This is a genomic window from Rhodococcus spongiicola (assembly GCF_004011835.1).
In the GTDB taxonomy this organism is placed as follows: domain Bacteria; phylum Actinomycetota; class Actinomycetes; order Mycobacteriales; family Mycobacteriaceae; genus Prescottella; species Prescottella spongiicola.
The window spans coordinates 1-25,745 of record NZ_RKLN01000001.1 but is presented as its reverse complement, the minus strand read 5'-3'; the positions used below and the strand labels follow the sequence as shown (position 1 = coordinate 25,745).

The following is a 25,745-nucleotide window of genomic DNA, read 5'->3' as shown; positions in this document are numbered from 1 at the left end:
GTCACTCGTTTGCGCCGACGCCGGGCTGGTCGGTCCCCGCCGGGACCTGCATGTCGGTGCTGTTGTCGGGCGCGATGCCGCTGTCGCTCATCGGGACGGCATCGGGTCCGGGTGCACTCGGATCGAACGGCGGCGGGTTGTTGGGATCGAACGAATCCGGAATGGTCGCGCAGGTCGCTCCGGGCTCGGGATACATGTACCGGTTCAGGCGCAGCGCGGTGATGAACTGGTCGATGCGCGGGTCGTCGGCGTCGTCGAGCTTGAGCTGGTGGCCCCACGACTGCAGCGAGATGGGCGTGTCCAGGCCCGGGTATGGCGACATCAGCAAATAGCCACTCCCGCTTTCGACGCGGTCGGCGAGCTTCTCGCGCTGTTCGTCACCGATGTTGTCGGGGTTGTAGGTGATCCAGACTGCACCGTGCTCGAGTGAATGAACGGCGTTCTCGGACCGAAGCGCGTCGGGGTAGACATTGCCGGTGCAGGTGGCCCAGACGGCATCGTGCGGGCCGCCGAACGGAGGCGACTGGTCGTACGCGACTCGCTGGATGGACCCGACGTGCTGGCCGGCGGGGTAGTCGATCTTGACCACACCGTCGATCGCCATCGACGGATCCTGGTTGGACGCCGTCGGTGCGAACTTGTCGGCCTCCTTCTTGGCCAGGTACTTCGGCCACAGGCCGACGGCGAGGACGGCGATGAGTGCAACGACGGCGCCGACGGCGCCGACCGTCAGCCATGGAACCTGACGGGTTGCGCCACCTCCACGCTTGGTGTTGGGTACGCCGCCTTGCTTCCGGGCTGCCTTGATCGCCTTCGCTGACTTGGCCCCGGTTTTCTTGGAGCCGGAACCACGATTTTCCGAACCGCTAGGCATCGATGAGTGCTCTTTCGGTGATTGGACAGGGCGTCCCCGAGGGGATAACGAGCCTCCAAGCTCCCTCGGGATCCATCACACTGTACGTATCGACCCTGAGCGGAACCTTTGAGAGGGCCATACCAGTTATTGACACTGGTTATCCGCCCCTGCGATACACGCAATAAGATGGACTCCTGTGACTCCAGCCGACCTTGCCGAACTGCTCCGAGGGACCGCCGCGAAGGTGCTCGCAGAGCGTGGACTCGACGTGTCCGTACTGCCTGCGACTCTCACGGTCGAGCGCCCCCGCAACCCCGAGCACGGCGACTATGCCACCAATGTGGCGATGCAAGTCGCCAAGAAGGCCGGCACCAATCCGCGTGATCTCGCCACCTGGCTCGCCGAGGCGCTGAGCGCGGCCGACGGCGTCACGTCGGCCGAGGTCGCCGGGCCAGGCTTCCTCAACATTCGCCTCGGCGCCGATGCCCAGGGTGTGATCGTCGCCAAGGTGCTCGAGGCGGGCGCAGCCTACGGCTCGGGCGATGCGCTCACCGGCAAGCGCATCAATCTCGAGTTCGTCTCCGCGAACCCCACCGGCCCGATCCACCTCGGCGGCACCCGCTGGGCCGCAGTTGGCGACGCCCTCGGCCGGATTCTGGCCACGCAGGGTGCCGACGTCACCCGCGAGTACTACTTCAACGACCACGGCGCCCAGATCGACCGGTTCACACGCTCGCTCATCGCTGCGGCCAAGGGCGAGGCCGCGCCTGAGGACGGCTACGCGGGTGCCTACATCGTCGACATCGCCACCGAGGTGCAGAAGCAGGCTCCTGGCGCGCTCGAGCTGCCCGACGCCGAGCGTCACGAGACCTTCCGATCCATCGGTGTCGAGCTGATGTTCGCGCACATCAAGCGCACGCTGCACGAATTCGGTGTCGATTTCGATGTCTACTTCCACGAGTATTCGCTGTTCGAATCGGGTGCCGTCACCAAGGCTGTCGAGACTCTCAAGGACTCGGGCAGCCTGTACCACGAGGACGGCGCGTGGTGGCTCAGGAGCACCGATTTCGGGGACGACAAGGACCGCGTGGTCATCAAGTCCGACGGCAACGCCGCGTACATCGCCGGTGACATCGCGTACTTCCAGGACAAGCGCGCCCGCGGCTTCGACCTGTGCATCTACATGCTCGGCGCCGATCACCACGGCTACATCGGCAGGCTCAAGGCCGCCGCGGCCGCGTTCGGCGACGATCCCGACACCGTCGAGGTCATGATCGGTCAGATGGTCAACCTCGTTCGCGGGGGCGAGGCCGTGAAGATGAGCAAGCGAGCCGGCACGGTCATCACGCTCGACGACCTCGTCGAGGCGATCGGTATCGACGCGGCCCGCTACTCACTGGTGCGGTCGTCGGTGGACCAGAGCCTCGACATCGATCTCGAGCTGTGGGCCGCCGCCACCAACGAAAATCCGGTGTACTACGTGCAGTACGCGCACGCGCGCCTGTGCTCGATCGGGCGCAATGCGGCCGAGATGGGTCTGAGTTCGCAGAACCCGAACTTGAGTCTGCTCACCCATGACCGCGAAGGTGACCTGATCCGCACCATCGGCGAATACCTTCGTGTCGTCGCCAAGGCCGCCGAACTGCGTGAGCCGCACCGCGTCGCCCGGTATCTCGAGGAACTCGCGGGGACGTACCACCGCTTCTACGACGTGTGCCGGGTCCTCCCGCAGGGCGACGAAGAGGTCACCGAGTTGCACATCGCACGCCTGGCACTGTGCGACGCGTCACGTCAGGTCCTCGCGAACGGCCTCGAGCTGCTCGGCGTCAGCGCACCGGAGCGGATGTGAACGCGCACCCCGCCGGACCCCGGCACGCCGAGATCCAGCACGCCCCTGGGCTGCCCCCGCGTCCGGCGACACCGTCGAAGATGACGACGTTGCCGCCGCACGTGTGGCCCCGCGGGGCCGAGCGCGGCGACGACGGTGAGGTCCGGCTCGCCGGAGTCCCGGTCACCGAGCTTGCGGAGAAGTACGGAACCCCGCTGTTCGTCGTCGACGAGGACGACTTCCGCTCCCGGTGCCGGGACATGGCCACCGCTTTCGGTGGCGCCGAGCGAGTGCACTACGCGTCCAAGGCTTTCCTGTCGACGGAGATCGCCCGATGGGTGCGCGACGAGGGCCTGTCGATGGACGTCGCGTCGGGGGGCGAACTCGCGGTGGCGTTGCATGCAGGCTTCCCGGCGGAGCGAATCACCATGCACGGCAACAACAAGTCAGTCGCCGAACTCGAGACCGCAGTCACAGCCGGCGTCGGCCACATCGTGCTCGACTCGCTGGTCGAGATCGAACGCCTCGACGCGCTGGCGGCACGCCAAGGTGTCGTGCAGGACGTCCTGGTCCGCGTCACCGTCGGTGTCGAGGCCCACACCCACGAGTTCATCGCGACCGCGCACGAGGATCAGAAGTTCGGATTCTCGCTGTCCGGCGGCAAGGCGATGGACGCCGTCGAGCGAGTCTTCGCATCCGACAATCTGCGTCTGGTCGGTTTGCACAGTCACATCGGCTCGCAGATCTTCGAGGTCGACGGATTCGAGCTGGCCGCGCACCGCGTGATCGGCCTCATGCGTGAGATCGTCGACCGGTTCGGTGTCGAGAAGACGTCTCAGCTGTCGATCGTCGACCTCGGCGGAGGGCTCGGCATCTCGTACGTGCCGAGCGACGACCCGCCACCGGTCGACGTGCTCGCCGGCAAGCTCGCTCACATCGTCGCTACCGAGTCGAGGGCCGCCGGGCTGCCGGTGCCGACCCTCACGGTCGAGCCGGGCCGGGCCATCGCCGGCCCGGGCACCGTCACGCTCTACGAGGTCGGAACCATCAAGGACGTCACGCTCGACGGTGGGGCGACCCGCCGCTACGTCAGCGTCGACGGCGGGATGAGCGACAATATCCGTACGTCGCTGTACCAGGCGGACTACGATGCTCGTCTGGTCTCGCGTGACAGCGTGGGCGAGCCGGTGGTCGCGCGTGTGGTGGGCAAACACTGTGAGAGTGGTGACATCGTCATCCGGGACACGTGGCTGCCGGACGACCTCGGTCCGGGAGACTTGCTCGCCGTGGCGGCGACCGGCGCATACTGCTACTCGATGTCGAGCCGGTACAACCTGCTCCCGCGCCCGGCAGTGGTCGCGGTGCGGGGTGGTACCGCACGCCTAATCTTGCGTAGGGAAACTGTGGAAGATCTGCTCAGCTTGGAGGTTGCGGAGTGACCAACGAATCGGCGCAGCGCGCCATCGGGGTAGCTGTTCTAGGCCTCGGGACCGTTGGCAGCGAGGTGGCCCGAATCATCCGGGACCATTCAGCGGACCTCGAGGCCCGAGTCGGCGCGCGGCTGGAACTGCGGGGCGTCGCGGTGCGCCGCATCGACGGCGATCGCGGCGTGCCGGAGGAGCTGCTGACAACGGACGCCGAGTCGTTGGTGACGCAGGACGACGTCGACGTCGTCGTCGAGGTCATCGGCGGCATCGAGCTACCGCGCAAGCTGGTGCTCGCCGCACTCAACGCCGGTAAGTCGGTCGTCACGGCCAACAAGGCTCTGCTCGCCGAGTACACCGGTGAGCTCGCCGAGGCCGCCGAGCGGCAGAGCGTGGACCTGTACTTCGAGGCCGCGGTGGCCGGTGCGATTCCCGTGATCCGTCCGCTGACGCAGTCGCTCGCCGGTGACCGGGTCGACCGTGTGCTCGGCATCGTGAACGGCACCACTAACTTCATCCTGTCCGCGATGGACGAGACCGGTGCCGACTACGCCGATACGCTCGCCGAGGCCGGGCGCCTGGGCTATGCCGAGGCCGATCCCACCGCCGACGTCGAGGGGTTCGACGCGGCGGCGAAGGCTGCGATCCTCGCGTCGATCGCCTTCCACACCCGCGTCACCGCCGCCGATGTGTATCGCGAGGGCATCTCGCAAATTTCGGCTGCGGATCTCGACGCCGCCAGGTCCCTCGACTGCACGATCAAGCTGCTGTCGATCTGCGAGCGCATCGTCGACGCGGACGGCAGCGAGCGCGTCTCGGCACGGGTGTACCCGGCCCTCGTCCCGCGCGAGCACCCGCTCGCCGGCGTGAACGGCGCGTACAACGCCGTCGTCGTCGAATCGGCCAATGCCGGTCGGCTGATGTTCTACGGCCAGGGCGCGGGCGGGGCTCCCACCGCGTCCGCGGTCATGGGTGACTTGGTCATGGCCGCGCGCAACCGAGTCCATGGCGGCCGTGGTCCGCGCGAGTCGAAATACGCTGACCTGCGTATCGCGCCGATGGGCGACATCCCGACCCGCTACTACGTCAACATGCAGGTGGCCGATCGGGCCGGTGTGCTCTCCGCGGTCGCCGCCGAGTTCGCCAAGCGCGAGATCAGCATCTCAACGGTCCGTCAGGAGGGTGCCGGCGACGGTGCGCGCCTGGTGGTCGTGACCCACCTCGCGAGCGACGCAGCATTGGCGGAAACGGTTGCCGCTCTTGCCGAACTCGAATCCGTAACCGCTGTGACCAGCGTGCTCCGACTGGAAGGTACCTCCGAATGACCGGCGTCCACCCCAAGGCCGAGGAGAAGGCCACCCCCGTCCACAGGCCGTGGCCGGGACTGATCGAGGCCTACCGCGACCGGCTTGCGATCGGAGCGGACTGGAAGACCGTCACGCTACGTGAGGGTGGAACGCCGCTGTTGCCGGCCGGGCATCTGTCGGAGCTGACCGGGTGCGACGTCTACCTCAAGGTCGAGGGCCTCAACCCCACTGGCTCGTTCAAGGACCGCGGCATGACGATGGCCGTGACCGATGCGCTCGCTCGGGGGCAGCGTGCGGTGCTGTGCGCATCGACTGGCAACACCTCGGCCTCCGCGGCCGCATACGCCGCGAAGGCCGGTATGGGCTGCGCGGTGCTGGTTCCGCAGGGCAAGATCGCGATGGGCAAGCTTGCGCAGGCCGTCATGCACGGTGCACGAATCATCCAGGTGCAGGGTAACTTCGACGACTGCCTCGAATTGGCCCGCAAGACAACAGCGGAGTTCTCGACGATCGGTCTGGTCAACTCGGTGAACCCGGTGCGCATCGAGGGCCAGAAGACGGCTGCGTTCGAGATCTGCGACGCGCTCGGCAGGGCGCCCGACGTGCACGCGCTGCCGGTTGGCAACGCGGGCAACATCACCGCCTACTGGCGCGGCTACTCCGAGTACTTCGCCGATGGCATCACCTCGGTACGCCCACGCATGCTCGGTGTCCAGGCTGCGGGCGCGGCACCGCTGGTTCAGGGCGCTCCGGTCAAGAATCCGGAGACCATCGCGACCGCGATCCGCATCGGCGCGCCGGCGTCGTGGGATGGCGCCGTCGCCGCCAAGGAGGAGTCGAACGGTGCGTTCCGTGCCGCGACCGACGAAGAGATTCTCGAGGCGTACCGGCTGATCGCCGCGACCGAGGGAGTGTTCGTCGAGCCCGCATCGGCCGCGAGCGTCGCGGGGTTGCTCGCAGCGCGCAAGGAGAACTGGCTGGACCCTGGTTTGACCGTCGTCTGCACCGTCACCGGCAACGGACTCAAGGACCCGGACGCCGCGCTCGCGGGTATGCCTGCGGTGCAGCCGATTCCGGTCGATCCCGTCGCCGTGGCATCCGCCCTCGAGCTCGCGTAGTGACCGCGGCTCCGGACACGGCAGTGAAGCAGGAGATGACAAGGACCCTTCCCGCCGGACTCACGGTGACGGCGCGCGTACCCGCGTCGAGCGCAAACCTCGGTCCGGGATTCGACACACTGGGTCTCGCGCTCGGGCTGTACGACGAGATCACCGTCACAACCACGGGTTCGGGACTGACGATCCGGGTGGACGGCGAGGGCGCGGACGATGTGCCGTGGGGTCCGTCCCACCTCGTCGTCCGTGCGATCGAGCGCGGCCTCGAGGCAGTCGGACTGTGGGCCGATGGTTTGGACGTGCTGTGCCGGAACACCATTCCTCACTCGCGGGGACTCGGTTCGTCTGCATCGGCCGCGGTCGGTGGTCTCGCTGCCGCCAACGGTCTGGCCCGCAAGGCGGCGCCCGAGTTGGCATTGACCGATGCGCAGATGGTGCAGTTGTCGTCGGAATTCGAGGGGCACCCCGACAACGCGGCGGCGAGCGTCCTCGGCGGGGCTGTCGTCTCGTGGAGCGAATCTGATGCGGACGACGAGTCGCAACGCCTCTACTCCGCGGTGCGACTCCCCGTGCACCCAGACATCCGGGTCGTGGCCCTCGTTCCCTCCGAGCGGTCGTCGACTGCGCTGACTCGCGGTCTGCTGCCGGAGATAGTGCCGCACCGCGACGCAGCGTTCAACGTCAGCCGCGGTGCGCTCGCGGTGGTCGCGCTCACCCAGCGTCCGGACCTGTTGATGGTTGCCACCGAGGACAAGCTGCACCAGACGCAGCGCGCGCCGGCGCTACCGCTGACGACCCGGTGGATCGCAAAGCTACGGGCGGCCGGGATCGCGGCCACAGTGTCGGGAGCCGGCCCTACCGTGCTGGCTCTGTCCGATCGGCCTTTCCCGCATGCACTTCGCAGCGAAGCCGAGCGGGACGGCATTCGGGTTCTCGAACTCGAGATCGCGGATGGCGTGCAAGTGAATTAGCCGGACGCGCTCAGGATCAGTTCTTGCCGAACGAAGCATTCGCCGCTATTCTGAGCGTGTCCGTACATCGTGCGCTTCAGACGCCGGTGCTTCACCAGGGCAATTACTCCATTTCCCCGGGGGATACCTGGCATGATCTTCACGCGATTCCTTATGCGTTGATCGATCGACAGCACCCGCCTTCTCGGGTGATGTGATGGGGGACAGGCCGAATTTCCATCCACCGGATACGGCATATCCGAGTTCAGTTGTCGGCTGAACTGCGGGACGAACCCTCAGCTCAGCGCAGCGCGAGTGAGGGAAGGAAAGGACCTCCGTGACCGATACGGACCTGATTGCGACGCCCGTTCGAGAATCCCTGGCAGAGGCCGCGGGTGCTGGGGCAGGTAATCCTCCGAAGATATCCGAGGCTGCACCGCACGAGGGTGCGGTTGCTGCGTCGCCCAAACGCGCCGAGGCCCGACGGGGCGCCGGGCTTTCCGGAATGGTGCTGACCGAGCTTCGTTCGCTTGCGGGCGAACTCGGTATCAAGGGCACTTCGGGAATGCGAAAGGGCGACTTGATAGCCGCCATCAAGGAGCGGCAGGGAGAAGTCGCCTCCAAGTCAGCGAACACTTCGTCTGGTGCGGCGGTCGCGGCGCCTGCCGCGGACAAGCCTGCCGCGGACAAGCCTGCCGCGGACAAGACGGACTCGCCTGGCGAGCAGACACCGTCGGCGCCCACCTCCTCTACCGACACCCGGGACTCCGACGCCGAGCAGGCGCCGCGTCGTGGTCGTCAACGTCGCGGGGCAACCCGCCGGGCCGGTGCCGCCGAGCAGTCGGGTGCCGACGGTGAGAGCGGCGCCACTGTCACGACGCCCCCTGCCGAGGCCCGCACATCCGAGGCCCGCCCCTCCGAGAGCAAGGAGGGCGCCAAGGAATCCGACGCCAAGGGCGAGACACGCGAGCAGGGCGCGCGTGAGCAGGGCAAGGGCCAGCAGGGTGGCGAACGTGGTGGCCGTCGCGAGCGCGGTGACCGTGGCGAACGCGGTGACCGCAACCAGGGCGGCAGCGGCCCACGTGGTGAGGGCCGCGGTGAACGCCGTGACGGAGATGACGAGGAGGGAGGCCGCGGACGTCGCGGTCGTCGTTTCCGGGAGCGTCGTCGTGGACGTGACCGCGGTGAGGCCGGCGAGGGTCGCGAGCCCGAGATCCGCGAGGACGACGTACTCCAGCCCGTGGCCGGCATTCTCGATGTCCTCGACAACTACGCGTTCGTGCGGACGTCGGGTTACCTGGCCGGCCCGAACGACGTGTATGTCTCGATGAACCTCGTTCGCAAGAACGGCTTGCGCCGGGGCGATGCCATCACCGGCGCGGTCCGTGCCCCGCGCGAGGGTGAGCAGGGCAACCAGCGACAGAAGTTCAACCCGTTGGTGCGCCTGGACACCGTCAACGGGCACGATCCCGAGGCGGCACGCAAGCGGCCGGAATTCAACAAGCTCACGCCGCTGTACCCGAACCAGCGCCTGCGTCTCGAGACCACGCCGAACATCCTCACGACCCGCGTGATCGATCTGGTCATGCCGATCGGCAAGGGACAGCGCGCGCTTATCGTGTCGCCGCCGAAGGCCGGTAAGACCACAGTCCTCCAGGACATCGCGAACGCGATCTCGGTCAACAATCCCGAGTGCTACCTGATGGTCGTCCTTGTCGATGAGCGTCCGGAAGAGGTCACCGACATGCAGCGGTCGGTCAACGGCGAGGTCATCGCCTCGACCTTCGACCGCCCGCCGTCAGACCACACTTCGGTGGCCGAGCTCGCCATCGAGCGCGCCAAGCGGCTCGTCGAGCAGGGCCGCGACGTCGTGGTGCTGCTCGACTCGATCACTCGCCTGGGCCGCGCGTACAACAACTCGTCACCGGCGTCCGGGCGCATCCTGTCCGGTGGTGTCGACTCGACGGCGCTCTACCCGCCGAAGCGTTTCCTCGGCGCGGCTCGCAACATCGAGAACGGTGGATCACTGACGATCATCGCGACCGCGATGGTCGAGACCGGCTCCACCGGTGACACCGTGATTTTCGAAGAGTTCAAGGGCACGGGCAACGCCGAGCTCAAGCTCGATCGTAAGATCGCCGAGCGTCGTGTGTTCCCAGCGGTCGACGTCAACCCATCGGGTACTCGCAAGGACGAGCTTCTCATGAGCCCCGACGAGTTCGCCGTCGTGCACAAGCTGCGGCGCGTGCTGTCCGGTCTGGATTCACACCAGGCGATCGACCTGCTGATCGACCGACTCAAGAAGAGCAAGAGCAACGTCGAGTTCCTCATGAACGTCTCGAAGACTGCACCGAGTGCGCTGGAGGATTGACGTCCGAGTCACCGGGCGGGAATATCCTGCCCGGTGTTGCGTTGAAGATCACGCTCGCGTTTAGGAGCAGACGCCGGAGATCTGGCAGAATGATCGCCCGCGTGACAACTATGTCCGGTTCCGGTTCACGGCCTCGAACGGCGAGGTCGACCCGGCGGCCATTGAAAGGGACACCATGAAGGCTGGAATTCACCCCGAATACGTTGCGACGACCGTCGTGTGCGGTTGTGGCAACACGTTCGAGACCCGCAGCACCGCGCAGAGCGGACGCATCAACGTCGAAGTCTGCTCGCAGTGCCACCCGTTCTACACCGGCAAGCAGAAGATCCTCGACACCGGTGGACGCGTCGCTCGCTTCGAGGCGCGCTACGGCAAGCGTGCTCCCAAGAAGGCTGCCGACAAGTAGCTGCCCCGCCGACGCCCGTCCTGCGACTCCTGCAGGCCGGGCGTCGGCGTTTTTGTATCGTCCTCCCACCCCGTTGACGCACTTGCCGCGGTTGGGAGCGGTCTCGAAAAACATTCGACCGACAAGCACCGACAAGTGCGCCGAAACGTGAAGCAGGAGCCAACCATGGCAGGGACCACGCAGCCGTCGGCGATCGACGACATCCTGGCCGAGCACGCAGCCCTCGAGCAGCAGCTCGCTGATCCTGCGTTGCACAACGACCCGGCAGTGGCACGAAAAGTGGGCAAGCGCTTCGCCGAGCTCGCTCCCGTCATGGCGACCTACACGAGGCTCAAGGCAGCGCAGGAGGATCTCGAAGCGGCCCGTGAACTGGCCGCCGACGATTCGGCCTTCGCCGCCGAGGTTCCCGTCCTCGAGGAGACGGTGGCAAAGCTCGACGAGACACTCACCGACCTGCTAGCCCCGCGTGACCCCCACGACGGCGACGACGTCGTGATCGAGCTCAAGTCCGGTGAGGGCGGTGAGGAATCCGCCCTGTTCGCGTCGGACCTCGCCCGCATGTACCTCCGGTACGCCGAGCGGGCTGGGTGGCGCGTTGAGATCCTCGACGCCACGGTGTCCGACCTGGGCGGATACAAGGACGCCACGATCTCGATCAAGTCGAAGGGCGACGTCCGTGACGGTGTCTGGTCGCGCCTGAAGTTCGAGGGCGGCGTGCACCGCGTGCAGCGCATACCTGTGACGGAGTCGCAGGGTCGCGTCCACACGTCCGCGGCGGGAGTCCTGGTCTACCCCGAGCCGGAGGAGGTCGAAGAGGTCCAGATCGACGAGTCGGACCTGCGTATCGACGTGTACCGGTCGTCGGGCAAGGGAGGCCAGGGCGTCAATACCACCGACTCTGCGGTCCGTATCACCCACTTGCCGACCGGCATCGTCGTGACGTGTCAGAACGAGCGTTCCCAACTTCAGAACAAGGCCCGTGCCATGCAGGTTCTCGCTGCTCGCCTACAGGCGGCGGCCGAGGAAGCCGCGGACGCGGAAGCATCCGCGGGCCGACAGAGCCAGATCCGTACAGTCGACCGCTCGGAGCGCATCCGCACCTACAACTTTCCGGAGAACCGCATCACCGACCACCGCATCGGGTTCAAGGCGCACAACCTCGACGCCGTGCTCGAGGGCGACATGGGCGCTCTGCTCGACGCCCTCGGGCAGGCGGACCGTGAGGCTCGGCTGGCCGCCGAGTAAGAGTCAGGGCACGACCGTCGTCCCGACGCCCCCCTGCGCCAAAACGCACGGTTGACCGGCGCCGTTGGTGTAGACGCCGTCGATCGTCGTGATGACCGTGCCCGGCCCGGTGTCGGCGATGACCTCGGCACGGTCGCCATTGTTGGTGAGGGTGGTGATCCCGGTGGCACCGGTGCTGGTGTTGACCCAGACCACCCTGCCTCCGCCAGCCGGCGGAGGTTCGGGGACGCTGACCGCGAGGCGGCCTCCCGGCAGAGCTGTGACGTCGACCGGGCCCATGCCGCCCGGGCAGATCGTCGGTGTCGGTTGCACGTTGAACGGCGCAGCGAGCGCGACCGCCGATCCGACGTACATGGTGGCTGTGGTGAGAACTGCGGTCGCGAGTATGCGGCCCGCGCTGGCGGAGAACATAGGAACGGTCCTTACTTCATCCGGCCCCCGTCTGACGATATTCAGACCGGTCGCATTCTATCGCCGTGCGGACCCCTCAAAACCGACGCAAGCTGACCGCCACCTATCCGTGCTGGGCCTGTGACCGACATGGCAGGCTGTACCCGTGAGTCGACAACCTATCCGCATGGTCATCATCGAGGCAGCCGCCGAGTTGGAACGGGCGGGAGTTCCGTCAGCCCGGGTGGACGCTGAACTGCTCGCCGCGCACGTGCTGGGGATAGAACGCACCCGACTCGGGTTGGTGCCGTTGGTGGACAACGCCGTCGTCGACAAGTACCGGGACTTGGTTGCCCGTCGTGCCCAACGGATACCGCTCCAGCACGTCACCGGGGCGACGGCGATGGGCAACATCACGCTCGAGGTGGGACCCGGTGTCTTCGTGCCGCGACCCGAAACCGAACTGCTTCTCGAGTGGGCGCTCGCGCGTCTCGAGGCGTCTGGCCGACGTGCGCCCGTTGTGTTGGACCTGTGCACCGGATCGGGTGCGCTCGCGCTGGCGATCGCACACGAGCGCCCGGACGCCATCGTGCACGCGGTCGAACTCGACACCGATGCCCTCGTTTGGGCACGTCGCAATGCGGATCGTCGACGCGAGGCTGGAGACACGCCAATCCGTCTCGTTCAGGGCGACGTGACCGACCGTGGGTTGCTCACCGGACTGGAGGGCGGAGTCGATCTGATCGTGTCCAACCCTCCGTACATTCCCGAGAACGCAACACTCGATCCCGAGGTTGCCGACCACGACCCACACTCCGCACTGTTCGGCGGATCCGACGGGCTTTCCGTCATCAAGCCGATGATCAACAACATCGCCAGATGGTTGCGCATCGGAGGCGTCGTCGGTGTCGAGCACGACGACACCAATGGTGCACAGGTCGCAGAGTTGTTCCGGGTCCGCCGCGTGTTCGACCATGTCGAGGAGTACCCGGATCTCGCGGGCCGGCCCCGATTCGTTGTCGCGCAGCGAATCGCCACTGACCTCGAGGCAGCGCGATGACAGTGAACCTGCAGTGAATGGGAACCTGCGGTGAATGGAAGGATGGGAGCGTGAGCACTGTCTACGACTGCAAGGATCCCGACAATCGTGAAGCCGGACTGACCGCGGCGAAGAACGCGCTCAAGGCCGGCCGGCTTGTCGTCCTTCCGACCGACACCGTCTACGGTCTCGGTGCCGACGCGTTCGACGGTGACGCGGTCGCCAGTCTTCTGCGGGCGAAGGGCCGCGGTCGGGACATGCCGGTTCCAGTCCTGGTCGGCTCGTGGAACACGATCGATGGTCTCGTCTACTCTGTGCGTCCGCAAGCTCGCGACCTGATCAAGGCGTTTTGGCCCGGTGGACTGAGTGTCGTTGTGCAGCAGGCTCCTTCGCTGGCTTGGGACCTCGGTGACAATCGCGGCACCGTGATGCTCAGGATGCCGCTGCACCCGGTGGCACTCGAACTGTTGCGCGATGTCGGGCCCATGGCGGTATCGAGCGCGAACATCTCCGGACGGCCGCCGGCCACCACCGTCGGAGAGGCGCGCGACCAATTGGGTGGGGCCGCGAGCGTCTACCTGGACGGCGGCACCGCGACACACGCCCTCGCGTCCACGATCGTCGACATCACCTCGGACGAGCCGCGCATCCTCCGCGAGGGTGCCGTGTCCACCGCCGACGTCGCCGACGTGCTCGGGGTTGCCGTCGAAACGTTGCTGCCGGAAGGAAAGTGACCCGTGATCGGACCCGTCGTGCTCAATCCCGTCCCCACGCCGGCGTGCCGGTAGCGTCGTCGAAGTGAGTTCTGCGGATACGGCCGTGCTGGCGCTTGCCCAGGCAGGAAACGGGGCGGGCGTGCCGGCGCGCGAACTGCTGCTGGTGCTGTTCACGGCGGCCGTCGTCACCTTCCTCGGGACCGGAGCCGTCCGAGTGTTGGCCACCCGGTTCGGCGCCGTTGCGATTCCGCGTGACCGGGACGTGCATGTGCAGCCGATACCCCGACTCGGCGGGGTCGGGATGTACGTCGGAATGCTCGTCGCGCTGCTCTTCGCGAGCCAGCTACCGGCGCTGACCCGTGGATTCGAGTTCTCGAGCGACATCAGTGCGGTACTGGTAGCCGGGTTTGTGATCGTGCTGGTCGGGGTGATCGACGACCGTTGGGGTCTCGATGCACTGACCAAGTTCGTCGGTCAGGTGACCGCCGCCGGAATCCTGGCGGTCATGGGGGTCAGCTGGTACATCATCTACCAGCCGTTCGGCGACACCACGATAATCCTCGATCAACTCCAGGCGGGGCTCGTCACGGTCGCGGTGACGGTCGTGATGATCAACGCGATGAATTTCGTGGACGGTCTCGACGGGCTCGCGGCGGGACTCGGCCTGATCGCGTCGCTCGCGATCTGCGCGTTCTCGGTGGGGTTGTTGCACGACCAGGGCGGCGCAGCGAGCGCGTACCCACCGGCGATGATCGCCGCGGCGCTCGCCGGCGCCTGCCTCGGCTTCCTGCCGCACAATTTCCAGCCGGCGCGAATCTTCATGGGTGACTCGGGATCGATGCTGATCGGTCTGACGTTGGCGGCGGTGTCGACCAGTGCTTCCGGCCGGATCAGCTTGAACGCGTACGGATCACGTGATCTGCTCGGTCTGCTGTCGCCGCTTCTGCTCGTGGGTGCCGTCATGTTCATCCCGATCCTGGATCTGTTGCTCGCGATCGTCCGACGGACCCGCGCCGGTGTGAGTCCGTTCAGTCCCGACAAGATGCACCTGCACCACCGCCTGCTGCAGATCGGTCACTCGCATCGCCGGGTCGTCCTACTGATCTACCTGTGGGTCGCGATACTCGCGTTCGGTGCGGTCGGGTCCGCGCTGATCGACCGACGCGTGGTGGTCCTGCTGGTCGCCGGCGGTCTGGTGTTCGCGCTTGTGGTGACGGCCGTTCCGTCCTGGCGCGGGCTGCAGCTGGCTCGTCGCCGGTAGGGGCGGGACCCGGGGGCGTCCTCTACCCTTGGTCCCGTGACTTCGACCCCCGCGCCGTATTCTGCCGACCCGACCGCAGCACTCCGCCGTGGACTCCGCTACGGAGTCCTCGGGCTCCTCGCTCTCGCCGCCGGGGGTGCGGCGGTCGCGGGTCTTGCCGCCGGTGTGGCCGGGCTGTGGGGTGCCTTGCTCGGTGCCGCGGTCGGCGGGGGGTTCATCCTGTGTACGGCGCTCGCCGTGCTGTTGACGGCCAGAATGCCGGCGGTGACAGCGGGTGCGGTCCTGCTCGGAAGCTGGCTGTTGAAGATGGTCCTGGCGATCACGGTGCTCGCGATCCTCGATCCGCTCGACTTCTACAACCGTCAGGCGATGGTGATCGTGATCGTCCTTTCGCTCGTGATCGTGCTGGGCGCGGAGACTTACGGTGTGCTGAAGACGAAGGTGCCGTACGTGACGCCTCCCGAGTCCGACAGGGACGCCGGACCTGTGGAGGACTCGGGGACTGTGCAGGACTCGGGAACTGCGCAGTAGGTCCAGGCAATCGGTTCGCGGAACGTGTTCCAGAGTCCTAGGGGACCCCGTCTACACAATGTCGTAGATGTCTTGGTAGTCTCTGGGCCAGGCAAGCGCGCTGACGACGGGAAAGTCCATAAAGCCCGGCGTCTCGGTGTTTGCTGGCGACAGGGGTCGTCGGAATTGTCCGAAGCAAAGGTTCGGATGGAACCGCCTTCTCGTTGCCGAGTCGACGACAGTCGCCGACACCGACAGACGCCAGGACCGGTTCGCCCGAGTCTCGAGCTGCTGACGAATACGCGAGCCGACCTGGTCGACTTGTTAGATCGTCAATGTCCGATCGAACCGCAGACAGCAATGCCTGCGGCCGACTACGGGAGAGACCGCTGAGCGTCACCTTCATGGCCGCGAGTGAATATACGCCGCCGTCACTCGATGATTTCTACCCGCCAGCGTTGTTGTTCGAGGGTACTCCCTTCGAGCTCGACCGACTGATGTTGATCCGTCTGCTGATGTCGGCAGTGGTCGCGCTGTTCTTCATCATCGCGATGCGGAGCCCGAAGATCGTTCCGCGTGGCGTCCAGAACGTCGCCGAGTTCTTCCTCGATTTCGTTCGGATCAACATCGCCGAAGAGATCCTCGGCAAGGAGCAGGGCAAGCGCTTCCTGCCGATCATCACGACGATCTTCTTCATTGTGCTGGCAAGTAACCTCGCGAGTATCACCCCATTCCTGAATATCTCGCCAAACGCGAGAATCGGTATGCCGCTGGTGCTCGCGGTAGTGGCCTACGTCACATTCAACTACGTCGGTATCAAGAAGTACGGCTTCTTCAAGTACGTCAAATCGAGCGTCGTGGTGCCGGATGTCCCGAAGATGCTGCACGTCCTGCTGATCCCGATCGAGTTCCTCTCGACGTTCGTGCTCCGGCCGTTCACGCTGACGGTCCGACTCATGGCCAACATGCTTGCCGGGCACATCCTGCTGGTGCTGTTCTTCAGCGCCACCCAGTACTTCTTCTTCACCGCCGGAGGGTTCGAGGCGATCTTCGGTATCCCGTCGATCATCGCCGGCGTCGCCATGACGTTCTTCGAACTCCTGGTTATCGCCCTGCAGGCCTACGTCTTCGCACTGCTCACCGCGGTGTACATCGACCTGGCCCTGCACGCCGACTCGCACTGACCACTCATACATATCGACAGACCTGACCCACCCGCCGACCGGCGGTGGGAAACAGAAAGGGAACGGAACACCACATGAGCGTTGCGCTTCAGGCAGTTGAGGTCCTCGCGCAGGAAGAGACCACGTTCAGCGGTCTCGGTGCAGTCGGCTACGGCCTCGCCGCCATCGGCCCCGGCATCGGCGTCGGTATTGTCGTTGGTAAGGCAATCGAGGGCATGGTCCGCCAGCCCGAGATGGCCGGCCAGGTGCGTACCACCATGTTCCTCGGTATCGCCTTCACCGAGGCCCTGGCACTGATCGGCCTCGTCGCCGGCTTCATCTTCTAAGAACACACCATGTCAACCACCATTGCATTGCTCGCGGCCCCGGGGGACTACAACCCCCTCCTGCCCGCGACGTATGACATCACTTGGTCGATCGTTGCCCTGGTGGTCGTCGGGTTCGTCTTCTGGAAGTTTGTCCTTCCGATGTTCCAGAAGGTTCTCGCCGAGCGCACCGAGCAGATCGACGGCGGCATCAAGCGTGCCGAAGCGGCTCAGGCCGAGGCCAAGGCCGCACTGGAGCAGTACCATGCCCAGCTCGCCGAGGCTCGGAGCGTCGCTGCCCAGATCCGTGAGGATGCACGTACCCAGGGCCAGCAGATCATCGCCGAGATGAAGGCACAGGCTCAGGAGGAGAGCGACCGCATCGTCGCGGCCGGTCACAACCAGTTGGTCGCGCAGCGCCAGCAGATCGTGACCGAACTGCGGGCCGAGCTCGGCAAGACCGCGGTCGACCTGGCCGAGAAGGTCATCGGGGAGTCCCTCGCCGACGACGTCCGGCGTACTCAAACGGTCGATCGTTTCCTCGACGAGCTGGACGCTGTCGGCGCCGATTCCGCAGCAGGAAAGTGAGCACCATGTACGCAGCGAGCCGTGAAGCCCTGACGCAGACCCGTTCTGCGCTCACCGCGGCGTTGGATTCCGTTTCTCCCGGCGCGGCCACTGCGGCCGCGGCGCAGGCCGGATCCGAGCTGTTCTCGGTGGTCGAGGTTCTCGACGGCCAGCGCGGTCTCAGGAGCGCGCTGGCCGATGCCTCCGCGCCTGCTGCGGGTCGGCAAGGCCTGGCCCGCCAGGTGTTCTCCGGGAAGGTCGGCGCCGAGGCGCTGACAGCCCTCGAGACCGCCGTGGGCCAGGACTGGTCGTCCTCGGCAGATCTACTGAACTCCCTGGTCACGCTCGGGCGTGAGTCCCTGCTTCGGGCCGCGGCCGACCAGGATCAGAGCGATGCCGTCGAGGACGAGCTCTTCCGCCTCGGCCGCATCGTTGCCGGCAACCCGCAGCTCGAGCAGGTCCTTTCGGATCTCTCGAAGCCGGTCGCCAGCAAGCGCGAACTGCTGTCGAGGCTGCTGTACGGCAAGGTCACCGCGATCACGGAGGCCCTCGCCATCCAGGCCGTCAGTCGGCTGCGATCCGCTCCCGCGGAGGCGTTCGACGAGTTGTCGGCGCTGGCTGCAGCCCAGCGGAACAGGGCCGTCGCGCACGTGCGCAGCGCCTCGGCGTTGTCGAGTGCACAGGTCGACCGGCTTGCGGCGACGCTGACCCGCACCTACGGCAAGCCCGTCACCGTGCACGTGGAGGTCGATCCGGACCTTCTCGCCGGCATGGTCGTCCGGGTCGATCACGAGGTCATCGATGGGAGCGCGGCCGGTCGCCTCGCTGCCCTGCGGAAGACCTTCAAGTAGCCGACGGCCGAACACATACTCCCGATCTTTTCGAAGACCAGATACCGAGAGCAGGAAAAACATGGCGGAGCTGACGATCTCCTCCGACGAGATCCGTAGCGCGATTGAGACCTACACCGCGAGCTACTCACCGGAGGCCTCCCGTGAGGAGGTCGGCGTGGTGTCCGACACCAGCGACGGCATCGCTCACATCACCGGCCTGCCGTCGGCGATGGCCAACGAGCTGCTGGAGTTCCCGGGCGGCGTGCTCGGTGTGGCCCTGAACCTGGATGCGACCGAGATCGGTGCCGTCATCCTGGGTGACTACGAGCACATCGAAGAGGGCCAGGAAGTCCGGCGGACGGGCGACGTTCTGTCGGTTCCGGTCGGCGACAGCTTCCTGGGCCGCGTCGTGGACCCGCTGGGCCGCCCGATCGACGGGCTCGGCGACATCGTGACCAACGAGAGCCGCGCGCTCGAGCTGCAGGCCGCTACCGTGCTCGAGCGTCAGCCCGTCGAGGAGCCGCTGCAGACCGGCATCAAGGCAATCGACGCCATGACCCCGATCGGCCGCGGCCAGCGTCAGCTCGTCATCGGCGACCGCAAGACCGGTAAGACCGCGGTCTGCGTCGACGCGATCCTGAACCAGAAGGCCAACTGGGCGACCGGCGACCCGAAGCAGCAGGTCCGCTGCATCTACGTCGCGATCGGCCAGAAGGGCTCCACCATCGCGGGCGTCAAGGCTGCCCTCGAGGAGCAGGGTGCGATGGAGTACACCACCATCGTCGCCGCGCCGGCCTCCGACTCCGCCGGTTTCAAGTGGCTCGCGCCGTACACCGGTTCGGCCATCGGCCAGCACTGGATGTACCAGGGCAAGCACGTCCTGATCGTGTTCGACGACCTGACCAAGCAGGCCGAGGCGTACCGCGCCATCTCGCTGCTGCTGCGTCGTCCGCCGGGTCGCGAGGCCTACCCCGGCGACGTGTTCTACCTGCACTCGCGTCTGCTCGAGCGTTCGGCGAAGCTGTCCGACGAGCTCGGTGGCGGTTCGCTGACGGCCCTGCCGATCATCGAGACCAAGGCCAACGACGTCTCGGCGTACATCCCGACCAACGTCATCTCCATCACCGACGGCCAGGTCTTCCTCGAGTCCGACCTGTTCAACAAGGGCATCCGTCCGGCGATCAACGTCGGTATCTCGGTTTCCCGAGTCGGTGGTGCCGCGCAGACCAAGGGCATGAAGAAGGTCTCCGGTTCTCTGCGTCTGGAACTGGCTCAGTTCCGCGAGCTCGAGGCCTTCTCGGCCTTCGCCTCCGACCTCGACGCCGCCTCGAAGGCTCAGCTCGAGCGCGGCCAACGTCTGGTCGAGCTGCTCAAGCAGGACCAGTACTCGCCGATCCCCGTCGAGGACCAGATCATCTCGATCTACCTCGCCGGTGAGGGTGTCTTCGACTCCGTTCCGGTCGGCGACGTTCGTCGCTTCGAGGCTGAACTGCTCGAGGACTTGCGCCGCAACGCCAGCAGCGTCTACGAGCAGATCAAGGGTGGCAAGGCCCTCGACGAGGATTCGATCGCGGCGCTGAAGGTCGCGACGGAGAAGTTCAAGGCCGGCTTCCTCACCACCGACGGAAAGCGTGTCGTCAACGAGGCTGAGGCTGAGGCGCTCGACGCGTCCGAGGTCGGCCAGGAGACGGTGACCGTCAAGCGCACCACTGTCAGCAAGTGAGCGTGATCCCCATGATCCAGCGACATCTGAAGGGAGAGTGACCGCTAGATGGCAAGCATTCGCGAACTGCGTTCTCGCATCAAGTCGGTCAACTCGACCAAGAAGATCACCAAGGCCCAGGAACTGATCGCGACGTCTCGCATCACCAAGGCGCAGGCGCGTGTCGCGGCCTCGAAGCCGTACGCCGAGGAGATCACCAAGGTCCTGACCGAGCTTGCGAGTGCGTCGGCTTCGCTCGACCACCCGCTGCTCAACGAACGCCCCAATCCGAAGCGTGCCGCCGTCCTGGTCGTGACCAGTGACCGCGGAATGTGCGGTGGCTACAACGCCAACGTCCTCCGGGAAGCCGAGGAGCTGCTTCAGCTCCTGCGATCCGAGGGCAAGGAGCCGATCGTGTACGTGCTCGGCGCCAAGGGCCTCGCCTACTACACCTTCCGAGGCCGCACGACCGGGGGCGCGTGGACCGGTTTCTCACAAGAGCCGGGCTACGCGGACGCCGCGAGGGCGAGCCGTCACCTCGTCGACTTGTTCATGGCGGGCTCCGGCTCGGATGTCGAGGCGCCGAGCGGCGAAGGCACGATCGAGGGCGTCGACGAGCTCCACATCGTCTACACCCGCTTCGTGTCGATGCTGACCCAGACCCCCGAGGTTCGCCGCATGGCGCCGCTCGAGGTCGCCTACACCGAGGACCACATCGAGCTGGGCGAGGACATGCTGTCCAACGGTCAGCACGATGGCAGCGATGGTCCGACCGCGGTGTACAACTTCGAGCCGGAGGCCTCGACGCTGCTCGCGGCCCTGCTGCCGAAGTACATCAGCACGCGCATCTTCGCGGCGCTGCTGGACTCCGCGGCCTCGGAGTCCGCCGCCCGTCGGACCGCGATGAAGGCGGCCACCGACAACGCGACGGAGTTGGCCAACACCCTGAGCCGTCAGGCGAACCAGGCTCGACAGGCCCAGATCACCCAGGAAATCAGCGAGATCGTCGGCGGCGTTGACGCACTCGCCTCGAGTGCAGGAAGTGACTAGAAGCACATGACCGCAGCAGTTACCGATACCAACGCCAGCGCGGCGTCGGCACTTGCCGGCCGCGTCGTGCGCGTCATCGGCCCCGTCGTGGACGTCGAGTTCCCGCGAGGTGCCGTGCCCGATCTGTTCAACGCCCTGCGCTCGGAGGTCACCCTCCCGTCGGTGGCGAAGACGCTGACCTTCGAGGTTGCGCAGCACCTGGGTGACAACCTGGTCCGCACCATCTCGATGCAGCCGACCGACGGTCTGGTCCGTGGTGCCGCCGTGCACGACACCGGCAAGCCGATCTCGGTTCCGGTCGGCGACGTCGTCAAGGGCCACGTGTTCAACGCCCTCGGCGACTGCCTCGACGCCCCGGGCACCGGTCGCGACGGTGAGCAGTGGGGTATCCACCGCAAGCCCCCAGCGTTCGACCAGCTCGAGGGCAAGACCGAGATTCTCGAGACCGGTATCAAGGTCATCGACCTGCTGACCCCGTACGTGAAGGGCGGCAAGATCGGTCTGTTCGGTGGCGCCGGTGTCGGCAAGACCGTTCTGATCCAGGAGATGATCACCCGTATCGCGCGCGAGTTCTCCGGTACGTCGGTGTTCGCCGGCGTCGGTGAGCGCACCCGTGAGGGCACCGACCTGAAGCTGGAGATGGAGGAGATGGGCGTCCTCCAGGACACCGCTCTCGTCTTCGGTCAGATGGACGAGCCGCCGGGAACGCGTATGCGCGTCGCACTGTCCGCGCTGACCATGGCGGAGTACTTCCGCGATGTCCAGGGACAGGACGTTCTGCTGTTCATCGACAACATCTTCCGGTTCACCCAGGCCGGCTCCGAGGTCTCGACCCTGCTGGGTCGTATGCCGTCCGCCGTGGGTTACCAGCCGACGCTGGCTGACGAGATGGGTGAGCTTCAGGAGCGCATCACCTCGACCCGTGGCCGTTCGATCACCTCGCTGCAGGCGATCTACGTTCCCGCCGACGACTACACCGACCCGGCGCCGGCCACGACCTTCGCGCACCTCGATGCGACCACCGAGCTCTCGCGTCCGATCTCGCAGATGGGTATCTACCCCGCTGTCGACCCGCTGACGTCGACCTCGCGCATCCTCGAGCCCGGCATCGTCGGTGCCGAGCACTTCCGCGTCGCGAACGAGGTAAAGCGAATCCTGCAGAAGTACAAGGAACTGCAGGACATCATCGCCATCCTCGGTATGGACGAGCTCTCGGAGGAGGACAAGGTCCTCGTCGGTCGCGCCCGTCGCATCCAGAAGTTCCTCGGCCAGAACTTCATCGTCGCCGAGAAGTTCACCGGTGAGGTCGGTTCGGTTGTGCCGCTCCGCGACACCATCGAGGCGTTCGACCGCGTCTGCAAGGGCGAGTTCGACCACCTGCCGGAGCAGGCGTTCAACAGCTGCGGTGGACTCGACGACGTCGAAGCCGCTGCCAAGAAGATCACCGGAAAGTAGACCGACATGGCTGAGATGACCGTTGAACTCGTTGCCGTCGAGCAGCGACTCTGGTCCGGATCGGCGAAGCTGGTCAGCGCTCAGACGACAGAGGGCGAGATCGGCGTCATGCCCGGACACGAGCCGGTCCTCGGTCAGCTCGTCGAGGGCGGCGTGGTCGCGATCACGACCATTGACGGCGATCGTGTGGTCGCGGCCGTGCATGGAGGCTTCCTCTCGGTGACCGCCACGACGGTGACGATCCTCGCGGAGGCGGCCGACTTGGCGGAGGACATCGACGTCGAGGCGGCCAGGGCTGTCCTGGCGGAGACGCAGGATGACCAGGAGGCGCTTGCTGCCGCCAAGGGCCAGCTGCGTGCGGTCGAACGCGCCTGATCACTTCACGAAGAGCCGCGACGGAGCCGACGAGCAGTGACAATCGGGATGGTTGTTCTCATCATTCTGGTAGTACTGCTCGCGGCGTTCGTCGCGGCTTTCGTGTACCGGCTGACGGTGTTGCGTCGCGGCGGTACTGCGGCGATTCTGCGGGTCACCCCCGCCGTGGGTGGGAGCGGCTGGCGGCACGGGGTGGTGCGGTACGGCGACGGCGTTCTCGTGTTCTACAAGCTGTCGAGCCTGCGTCCCGGTCCGGATTCCCGAATGTCCCGCCAGGGCATCGAGATCGGGGCCCGGCGCGGTCCGGTCGGAGACGAGTACGACATCATGACCGACGAGATCGTGATTCTCGAGGTCGTCGACGGTGACCGCACCTACGAGATCGCTCTTGACCGTGGTGCTTTGACTGCGTTCTTGTCCTGGGTGGAATCAAGGCCGTCGGGGCGTTCGATGCGCGGCCGTCGGTAGTCGCGAGGCTGCCCCAGCCTCGGGGTTGTGTCGAGGGAGGCCGTCGGGCCTTCCTTGTGTCGTTTATGGGTAGGTCGACGGTTCAGGCGTTGCTGCCGCCACCAGGTTTCCAGAGGACGTCGCCACCGGGATTCGCGAGCCGGCTGACGATGAACAAGAGGTCCGAAAGCCGGTTCAGGTACTTCGCCGGAAGCACGCTCGTATCGTCCGGGCTCGCCTCGACTGCCGCCCAGGCCGAACGCTCTGCCCGTCGTGCAACGGTGCGTGCGACGTGCAGGAGGGCGCCCAGCGGAGTCCCGCCCGGAAGGATGAAGGAGTTCAGAGGCTCGAGTCGTTCGTTGAACTTGTCGCACCATTCCTCGACGCGGTCGATGTAGGACTGTGTCACTCGCAGCGGCGGGTATTTCGGTTCGGCGACGATCGGTGTGGAGAGGTCCGCGCCGGCATCGAACAGATCGTTCTGGATCTGTCGGAGAACTTCGACGATCTCCTCGGGCGGCTCGCCCAGTGCCAGCGCGACACCGATGCTCGCATTGGTCTCGTCGCAGTCTGCGTACGCGACCAGGCGTGGATCGTTCTTCGACACGCGGGAGAAGTCGCTCAAGCCGGTCGTCCCATCGTCGCCGGTACGGGTATAGATCCGTGTCAGATGCACAGCCATGGGCTAACGGTACCGCTCAGCATGAATCGTATTTCCCTGGCTAGGCTGTGCGACTGTGAGTGAACGCTTTCTTGTCACCGGCGGAAACCGACTCGTCGGTGAGGTTTCAGTGGGTGGGGCGAAGAACAGCGTCCTGAAGTTGATGGCTGCGGCACTGCTGGCCGAGGGCACGACCGTGATCAGCAACTGCCCGGCCATCCTCGACGTCCCGTTGATGGCAGACGTCCTTCGCGGTCTGGGGTGCGAGGTCGTCCTCGACGACGACGTTGCAACGATCACCACGCCGGCGCAGCCGAAGTATCACGCGGACTTCGCCGCGGTGCGGCAGTTCCGGGCATCGGTCTGTGTGCTCGGCCCCCTCGTCGCACGGTGCCGTAGGGCCGTGGTGGCACTGCCCGGTGGTGACGCCATTGGCTCACGTCCCCTCGACATGCACCAGTCCGGCCTGCGTCTGCTCGGTGCGCACAGCGAGATCGAGCACGGGTGTGTCGTCGCCGAGGCCGACGATCTTCACGGCGCCAACATCAGGTTGGCATTCCCGTCCGTCGGTGCGACCGAGAACATTCTCATGGCGTCGGTCCTGGCGAAGGGCGACACGGTCATCGACAACGCTGCACGCGAACCGGAGATCGTGGATCTGTGCAACATGTTGACGCGCATGGGCGCCAAGATCAGCGGCGCGGGTTCGACCACTCTCACGATTCGGGGGGTCGATCGACTCCATCCGACGTCGCATCGCGTGATTGGAGACCGGATTGTCGCGGCCACATGGGGAATCGCGGCAGCCATGTCGCGCGGCGATGTCTTCGTCCGGGGTGTGAACCCCAACCACGTGGCGCTGGTCCTCGACAAACTCCGGGCGGCAGGCTCTCAGATCAGCATTGAGGCAAGCGGCTTCCGAGTCGTTCAGGCGAACCGCCCCCAGGCGGTGAACTTCGCGACGCTTCCGTACCCGGGGTTTCCGACGGACCTACAGCCGATGGCCATCGGTCTGGCAGCTATCGCCGAGGGCACTTCGATGATCACCGAGAACGTCTTCGAGGCACGGTTCCGGTTCGTAGAGGAGATGATTCGGCTCGGCGCCGACGCGCGAACGGACGGACATCACGCGGTTGTGCGTGGCGTTCCGGAGTTGTCGAGCGCACCGGTCTGGTCCTCCGATATTCGCGCGGGAGCCGGCCTTGTGCTGGCAGGTCTGGTTGCCGACGGCGTGACCGAGGTGCACGACGTCTATCACATCGATCGGGGATACCCGCGGTTCGTCGAGGACCTCTCGGATCTCGGAGGCGACATTCGCCGAGTCGACAGTTCCTGAGGGGTGCGCGAGATCCTGAGGGGCGCACGAGATTCTGTGCCCGGCGTCACAAAATTGTGTTCTGCCTGTCATCGGCCGGCTTCCACCTGGTGACCTGCGTGTTTGTGGTCAATGTGGTTGGCCACCTGGTGGTTTGACGGTGGGGAAACGCTGGCGTAACTTGGTTCGGGTCAGAGCGGCTCGGACACCGACCCGGACGCGATCGTTGGTTGATCGGCGTGGGTAAACGAGGTTGGACGGGGAGCGCCTGATTTTCCCGGTTGGTTGGATCGCCCTCGCTTGTGTGGGGGTGGTGGTGGCGTGCCGGGGTGGTTTGCTTCGAGGGTTGGGGTTTGTGTCCGGTTCTCGGGTGGGCTAGAATGGAGCGGTTGCCCCGGAGCGAGGGACCTTGCGGGTTTCTGGTTTTGGTGTG

Annotated in this window: 25 protein-coding genes; 22 read left to right on the top strand and 3 right to left on the bottom strand. The window is 66.0% G+C overall.

Going from position 1 to position 25,745, the window contains the following annotated elements; translation table 11 throughout:
• Window position 1: 1 nt before the first annotated feature.
• On the bottom strand, window positions 2–874 hold the full coding sequence (locus EF834_RS00125; RefSeq protein WP_127944234.1) for a DUF3105 domain-containing protein: 873 nt from the start codon (window positions 872–874) through the stop codon (window positions 2–4).
• 178 nt (window positions 875–1,052) lie between these two features.
• Here EF834_RS00125 and argS point away from each other — a divergent pair, with 178 nt between their 5' ends.
• The 8 genes from argS to prfA all read left to right on the top strand — a co-directional run bounded on the left by argS (window position 1,053) and on the right by prfA (window position 11,502).
• A complete protein-coding gene (gene argS / locus EF834_RS00120; RefSeq protein ID WP_127944231.1) occupies window positions 1,053–2,705 on the top strand; it encodes an arginine--tRNA ligase in 1,653 nt (550 codons plus the stop codon).
• Window positions 2,702–4,123, top strand: coding sequence for a diaminopimelate decarboxylase (gene lysA / locus EF834_RS00115; protein WP_127944228.1), 1,422 nt, complete (start codon window positions 2,702–2,704; stop codon window positions 4,121–4,123). Before argS ends, lysA begins: the two co-directional genes overlap by 4 nt.
• Window positions 4,120–5,433, top strand: coding sequence for a homoserine dehydrogenase (locus EF834_RS00110; RefSeq protein WP_127944225.1), 1,314 nt, complete (start codon window positions 4,120–4,122; stop codon window positions 5,431–5,433). The genes lysA and EF834_RS00110 overlap by 4 nt, the downstream gene beginning before the upstream one ends.
• Entirely contained in the window at window positions 5,430–6,533 is a 1,104-nt protein-coding gene (gene thrC, locus EF834_RS00105) for a threonine synthase (RefSeq protein ID WP_127944222.1), read from the top strand. The genes EF834_RS00110 and thrC overlap by 4 nt, the downstream gene beginning before the upstream one ends.
• A 35-nt stretch (window positions 6,534–6,568) precedes the next feature.
• Window positions 6,569–7,501 carry a homoserine kinase gene (thrB, locus tag EF834_RS00100; RefSeq protein WP_127946005.1) on the top strand — a complete coding sequence of 311 codons (933 nt, stop codon included), beginning with the start codon at window positions 6,569–6,571 and terminating at the stop codon, window positions 7,499–7,501.
• Between the two features lie 316 nt (window positions 7,502–7,817).
• A complete protein-coding gene (gene rho / locus EF834_RS00095) occupies window positions 7,818–9,851 on the top strand; it encodes a transcription termination factor Rho (RefSeq protein ID WP_127944219.1) in 2,034 nt (677 codons plus the stop codon).
• Window positions 9,852–10,026: 175 nt separating this feature from the next.
• Complete coding sequence (gene rpmE / locus EF834_RS00090) at window positions 10,027–10,257, top strand: 50S ribosomal protein L31 (protein WP_127944216.1); 231 nt, start codon at window positions 10,027–10,029, stop codon at window positions 10,255–10,257.
• A gap of 165 nt (window positions 10,258–10,422) precedes the next feature.
• Entirely contained in the window at window positions 10,423–11,502 is a 1,080-nt protein-coding gene (gene prfA / locus EF834_RS00085) for a peptide chain release factor 1 (protein WP_127944212.1), read from the top strand.
• A gap of 3 nt (window positions 11,503–11,505) precedes the next feature.
• Here the strand turns inward: prfA and EF834_RS00080 are convergent, their stop codons facing one another.
• Window positions 11,506–11,913, bottom strand: a complete 408-nt coding sequence (locus EF834_RS00080; protein WP_127944209.1) for an amidohydrolase — start codon at window positions 11,911–11,913, stop codon at window positions 11,506–11,508.
• A gap of 145 nt (window positions 11,914–12,058) precedes the next feature.
• Between EF834_RS00080 and prmC the strand changes: the two genes are divergently transcribed.
• From prmC to EF834_RS00015, 13 genes are all read left to right on the top strand, one after another.
• Complete coding sequence (gene prmC / locus EF834_RS00075; RefSeq protein ID WP_127944207.1) at window positions 12,059–12,952, top strand: peptide chain release factor N(5)-glutamine methyltransferase; 894 nt, start codon at window positions 12,059–12,061, stop codon at window positions 12,950–12,952.
• A 50-nt stretch (window positions 12,953–13,002) separates the two neighbouring features.
• Window positions 13,003–13,665 (top strand): L-threonylcarbamoyladenylate synthase, encoded by a 663-nt coding sequence (locus EF834_RS00070; protein ID WP_127944204.1) that lies wholly within the window; start codon window positions 13,003–13,005, stop codon window positions 13,663–13,665.
• A gap of 64 nt (window positions 13,666–13,729) precedes the next feature.
• Window positions 13,730–14,908 carry a glycosyltransferase family 4 protein gene (locus tag EF834_RS00065; protein ID WP_127944200.1) on the top strand — a complete coding sequence of 393 codons (1,179 nt, stop codon included), beginning with the start codon at window positions 13,730–13,732 and terminating at the stop codon, window positions 14,906–14,908.
• 36 nt (window positions 14,909–14,944) lie between these two features.
• Complete coding sequence (locus tag EF834_RS00060; RefSeq protein ID WP_164874028.1) at window positions 14,945–15,439, top strand: hypothetical protein; 495 nt, start codon at window positions 14,945–14,947, stop codon at window positions 15,437–15,439.
• Window positions 15,440–15,753: 314 nt separating this feature from the next.
• A complete protein-coding gene (atpB, locus tag EF834_RS00055; RefSeq protein ID WP_127944197.1) occupies window positions 15,754–16,602 on the top strand; it encodes a F0F1 ATP synthase subunit A in 849 nt (282 codons plus the stop codon).
• Window positions 16,603–16,676: 74 nt separating this feature from the next.
• Window positions 16,677–16,928, top strand: coding sequence for an ATP synthase F0 subunit C (locus tag EF834_RS00050; protein WP_127944194.1), 252 nt, complete (start codon window positions 16,677–16,679; stop codon window positions 16,926–16,928).
• A gap of 9 nt (window positions 16,929–16,937) precedes the next feature.
• Window positions 16,938–17,495, top strand: a complete 558-nt coding sequence (locus EF834_RS00045; protein WP_127944190.1) for a F0F1 ATP synthase subunit B — start codon at window positions 16,938–16,940, stop codon at window positions 17,493–17,495.
• A 5-nt stretch (window positions 17,496–17,500) separates the two neighbouring features.
• Window positions 17,501–18,325 (top strand): F0F1 ATP synthase subunit delta, encoded by an 825-nt coding sequence (locus tag EF834_RS00040; protein ID WP_127944186.1) that lies wholly within the window; start codon window positions 17,501–17,503, stop codon window positions 18,323–18,325.
• 61 nt (window positions 18,326–18,386) lie between these two features.
• Window positions 18,387–20,030 (top strand): F0F1 ATP synthase subunit alpha, encoded by a 1,644-nt coding sequence (gene atpA, locus EF834_RS00035; RefSeq protein ID WP_127944183.1) that lies wholly within the window; start codon window positions 18,387–18,389, stop codon window positions 20,028–20,030.
• A gap of 48 nt (window positions 20,031–20,078) precedes the next feature.
• A complete protein-coding gene (locus EF834_RS00030) occupies window positions 20,079–21,059 on the top strand; it encodes a F0F1 ATP synthase subunit gamma (protein ID WP_127944181.1) in 981 nt (326 codons plus the stop codon).
• 6 nt (window positions 21,060–21,065) lie between these two features.
• Window positions 21,066–22,514 (top strand): F0F1 ATP synthase subunit beta, encoded by a 1,449-nt coding sequence (gene atpD, locus EF834_RS00025; protein ID WP_127944178.1) that lies wholly within the window; start codon window positions 21,066–21,068, stop codon window positions 22,512–22,514.
• A 6-nt stretch (window positions 22,515–22,520) separates the two neighbouring features.
• Window positions 22,521–22,889 carry a F0F1 ATP synthase subunit epsilon gene (locus EF834_RS00020; RefSeq protein ID WP_127944175.1) on the top strand — a complete coding sequence of 123 codons (369 nt, stop codon included), beginning with the start codon at window positions 22,521–22,523 and terminating at the stop codon, window positions 22,887–22,889.
• Window positions 22,890–22,937: 48 nt separating this feature from the next.
• Window positions 22,938–23,357 carry a DUF2550 domain-containing protein gene (locus EF834_RS00015; protein WP_127944172.1) on the top strand — a complete coding sequence of 140 codons (420 nt, stop codon included), beginning with the start codon at window positions 22,938–22,940 and terminating at the stop codon, window positions 23,355–23,357.
• An 82-nt stretch (window positions 23,358–23,439) separates the two neighbouring features.
• Here the strand turns inward: EF834_RS00015 and EF834_RS00010 are convergent, their stop codons facing one another.
• On the bottom strand, window positions 23,440–24,018 hold the full coding sequence (locus tag EF834_RS00010; RefSeq protein ID WP_127944169.1) for a cob(I)yrinic acid a,c-diamide adenosyltransferase: 579 nt from the start codon (window positions 24,016–24,018) through the stop codon (window positions 23,440–23,442).
• A gap of 55 nt (window positions 24,019–24,073) precedes the next feature.
• Here EF834_RS00010 and murA point away from each other — a divergent pair, with 55 nt between their 5' ends.
• The gene (gene murA / locus EF834_RS00005) at window positions 24,074–25,333 is read left to right on the top strand and encodes a UDP-N-acetylglucosamine 1-carboxyvinyltransferase (protein WP_127944166.1); all 1,260 of its coding nucleotides are present in this window, start codon (window positions 24,074–24,076) and stop codon (window positions 25,331–25,333) included.
• Window positions 25,334–25,745 lie beyond the last annotated feature (412 nt).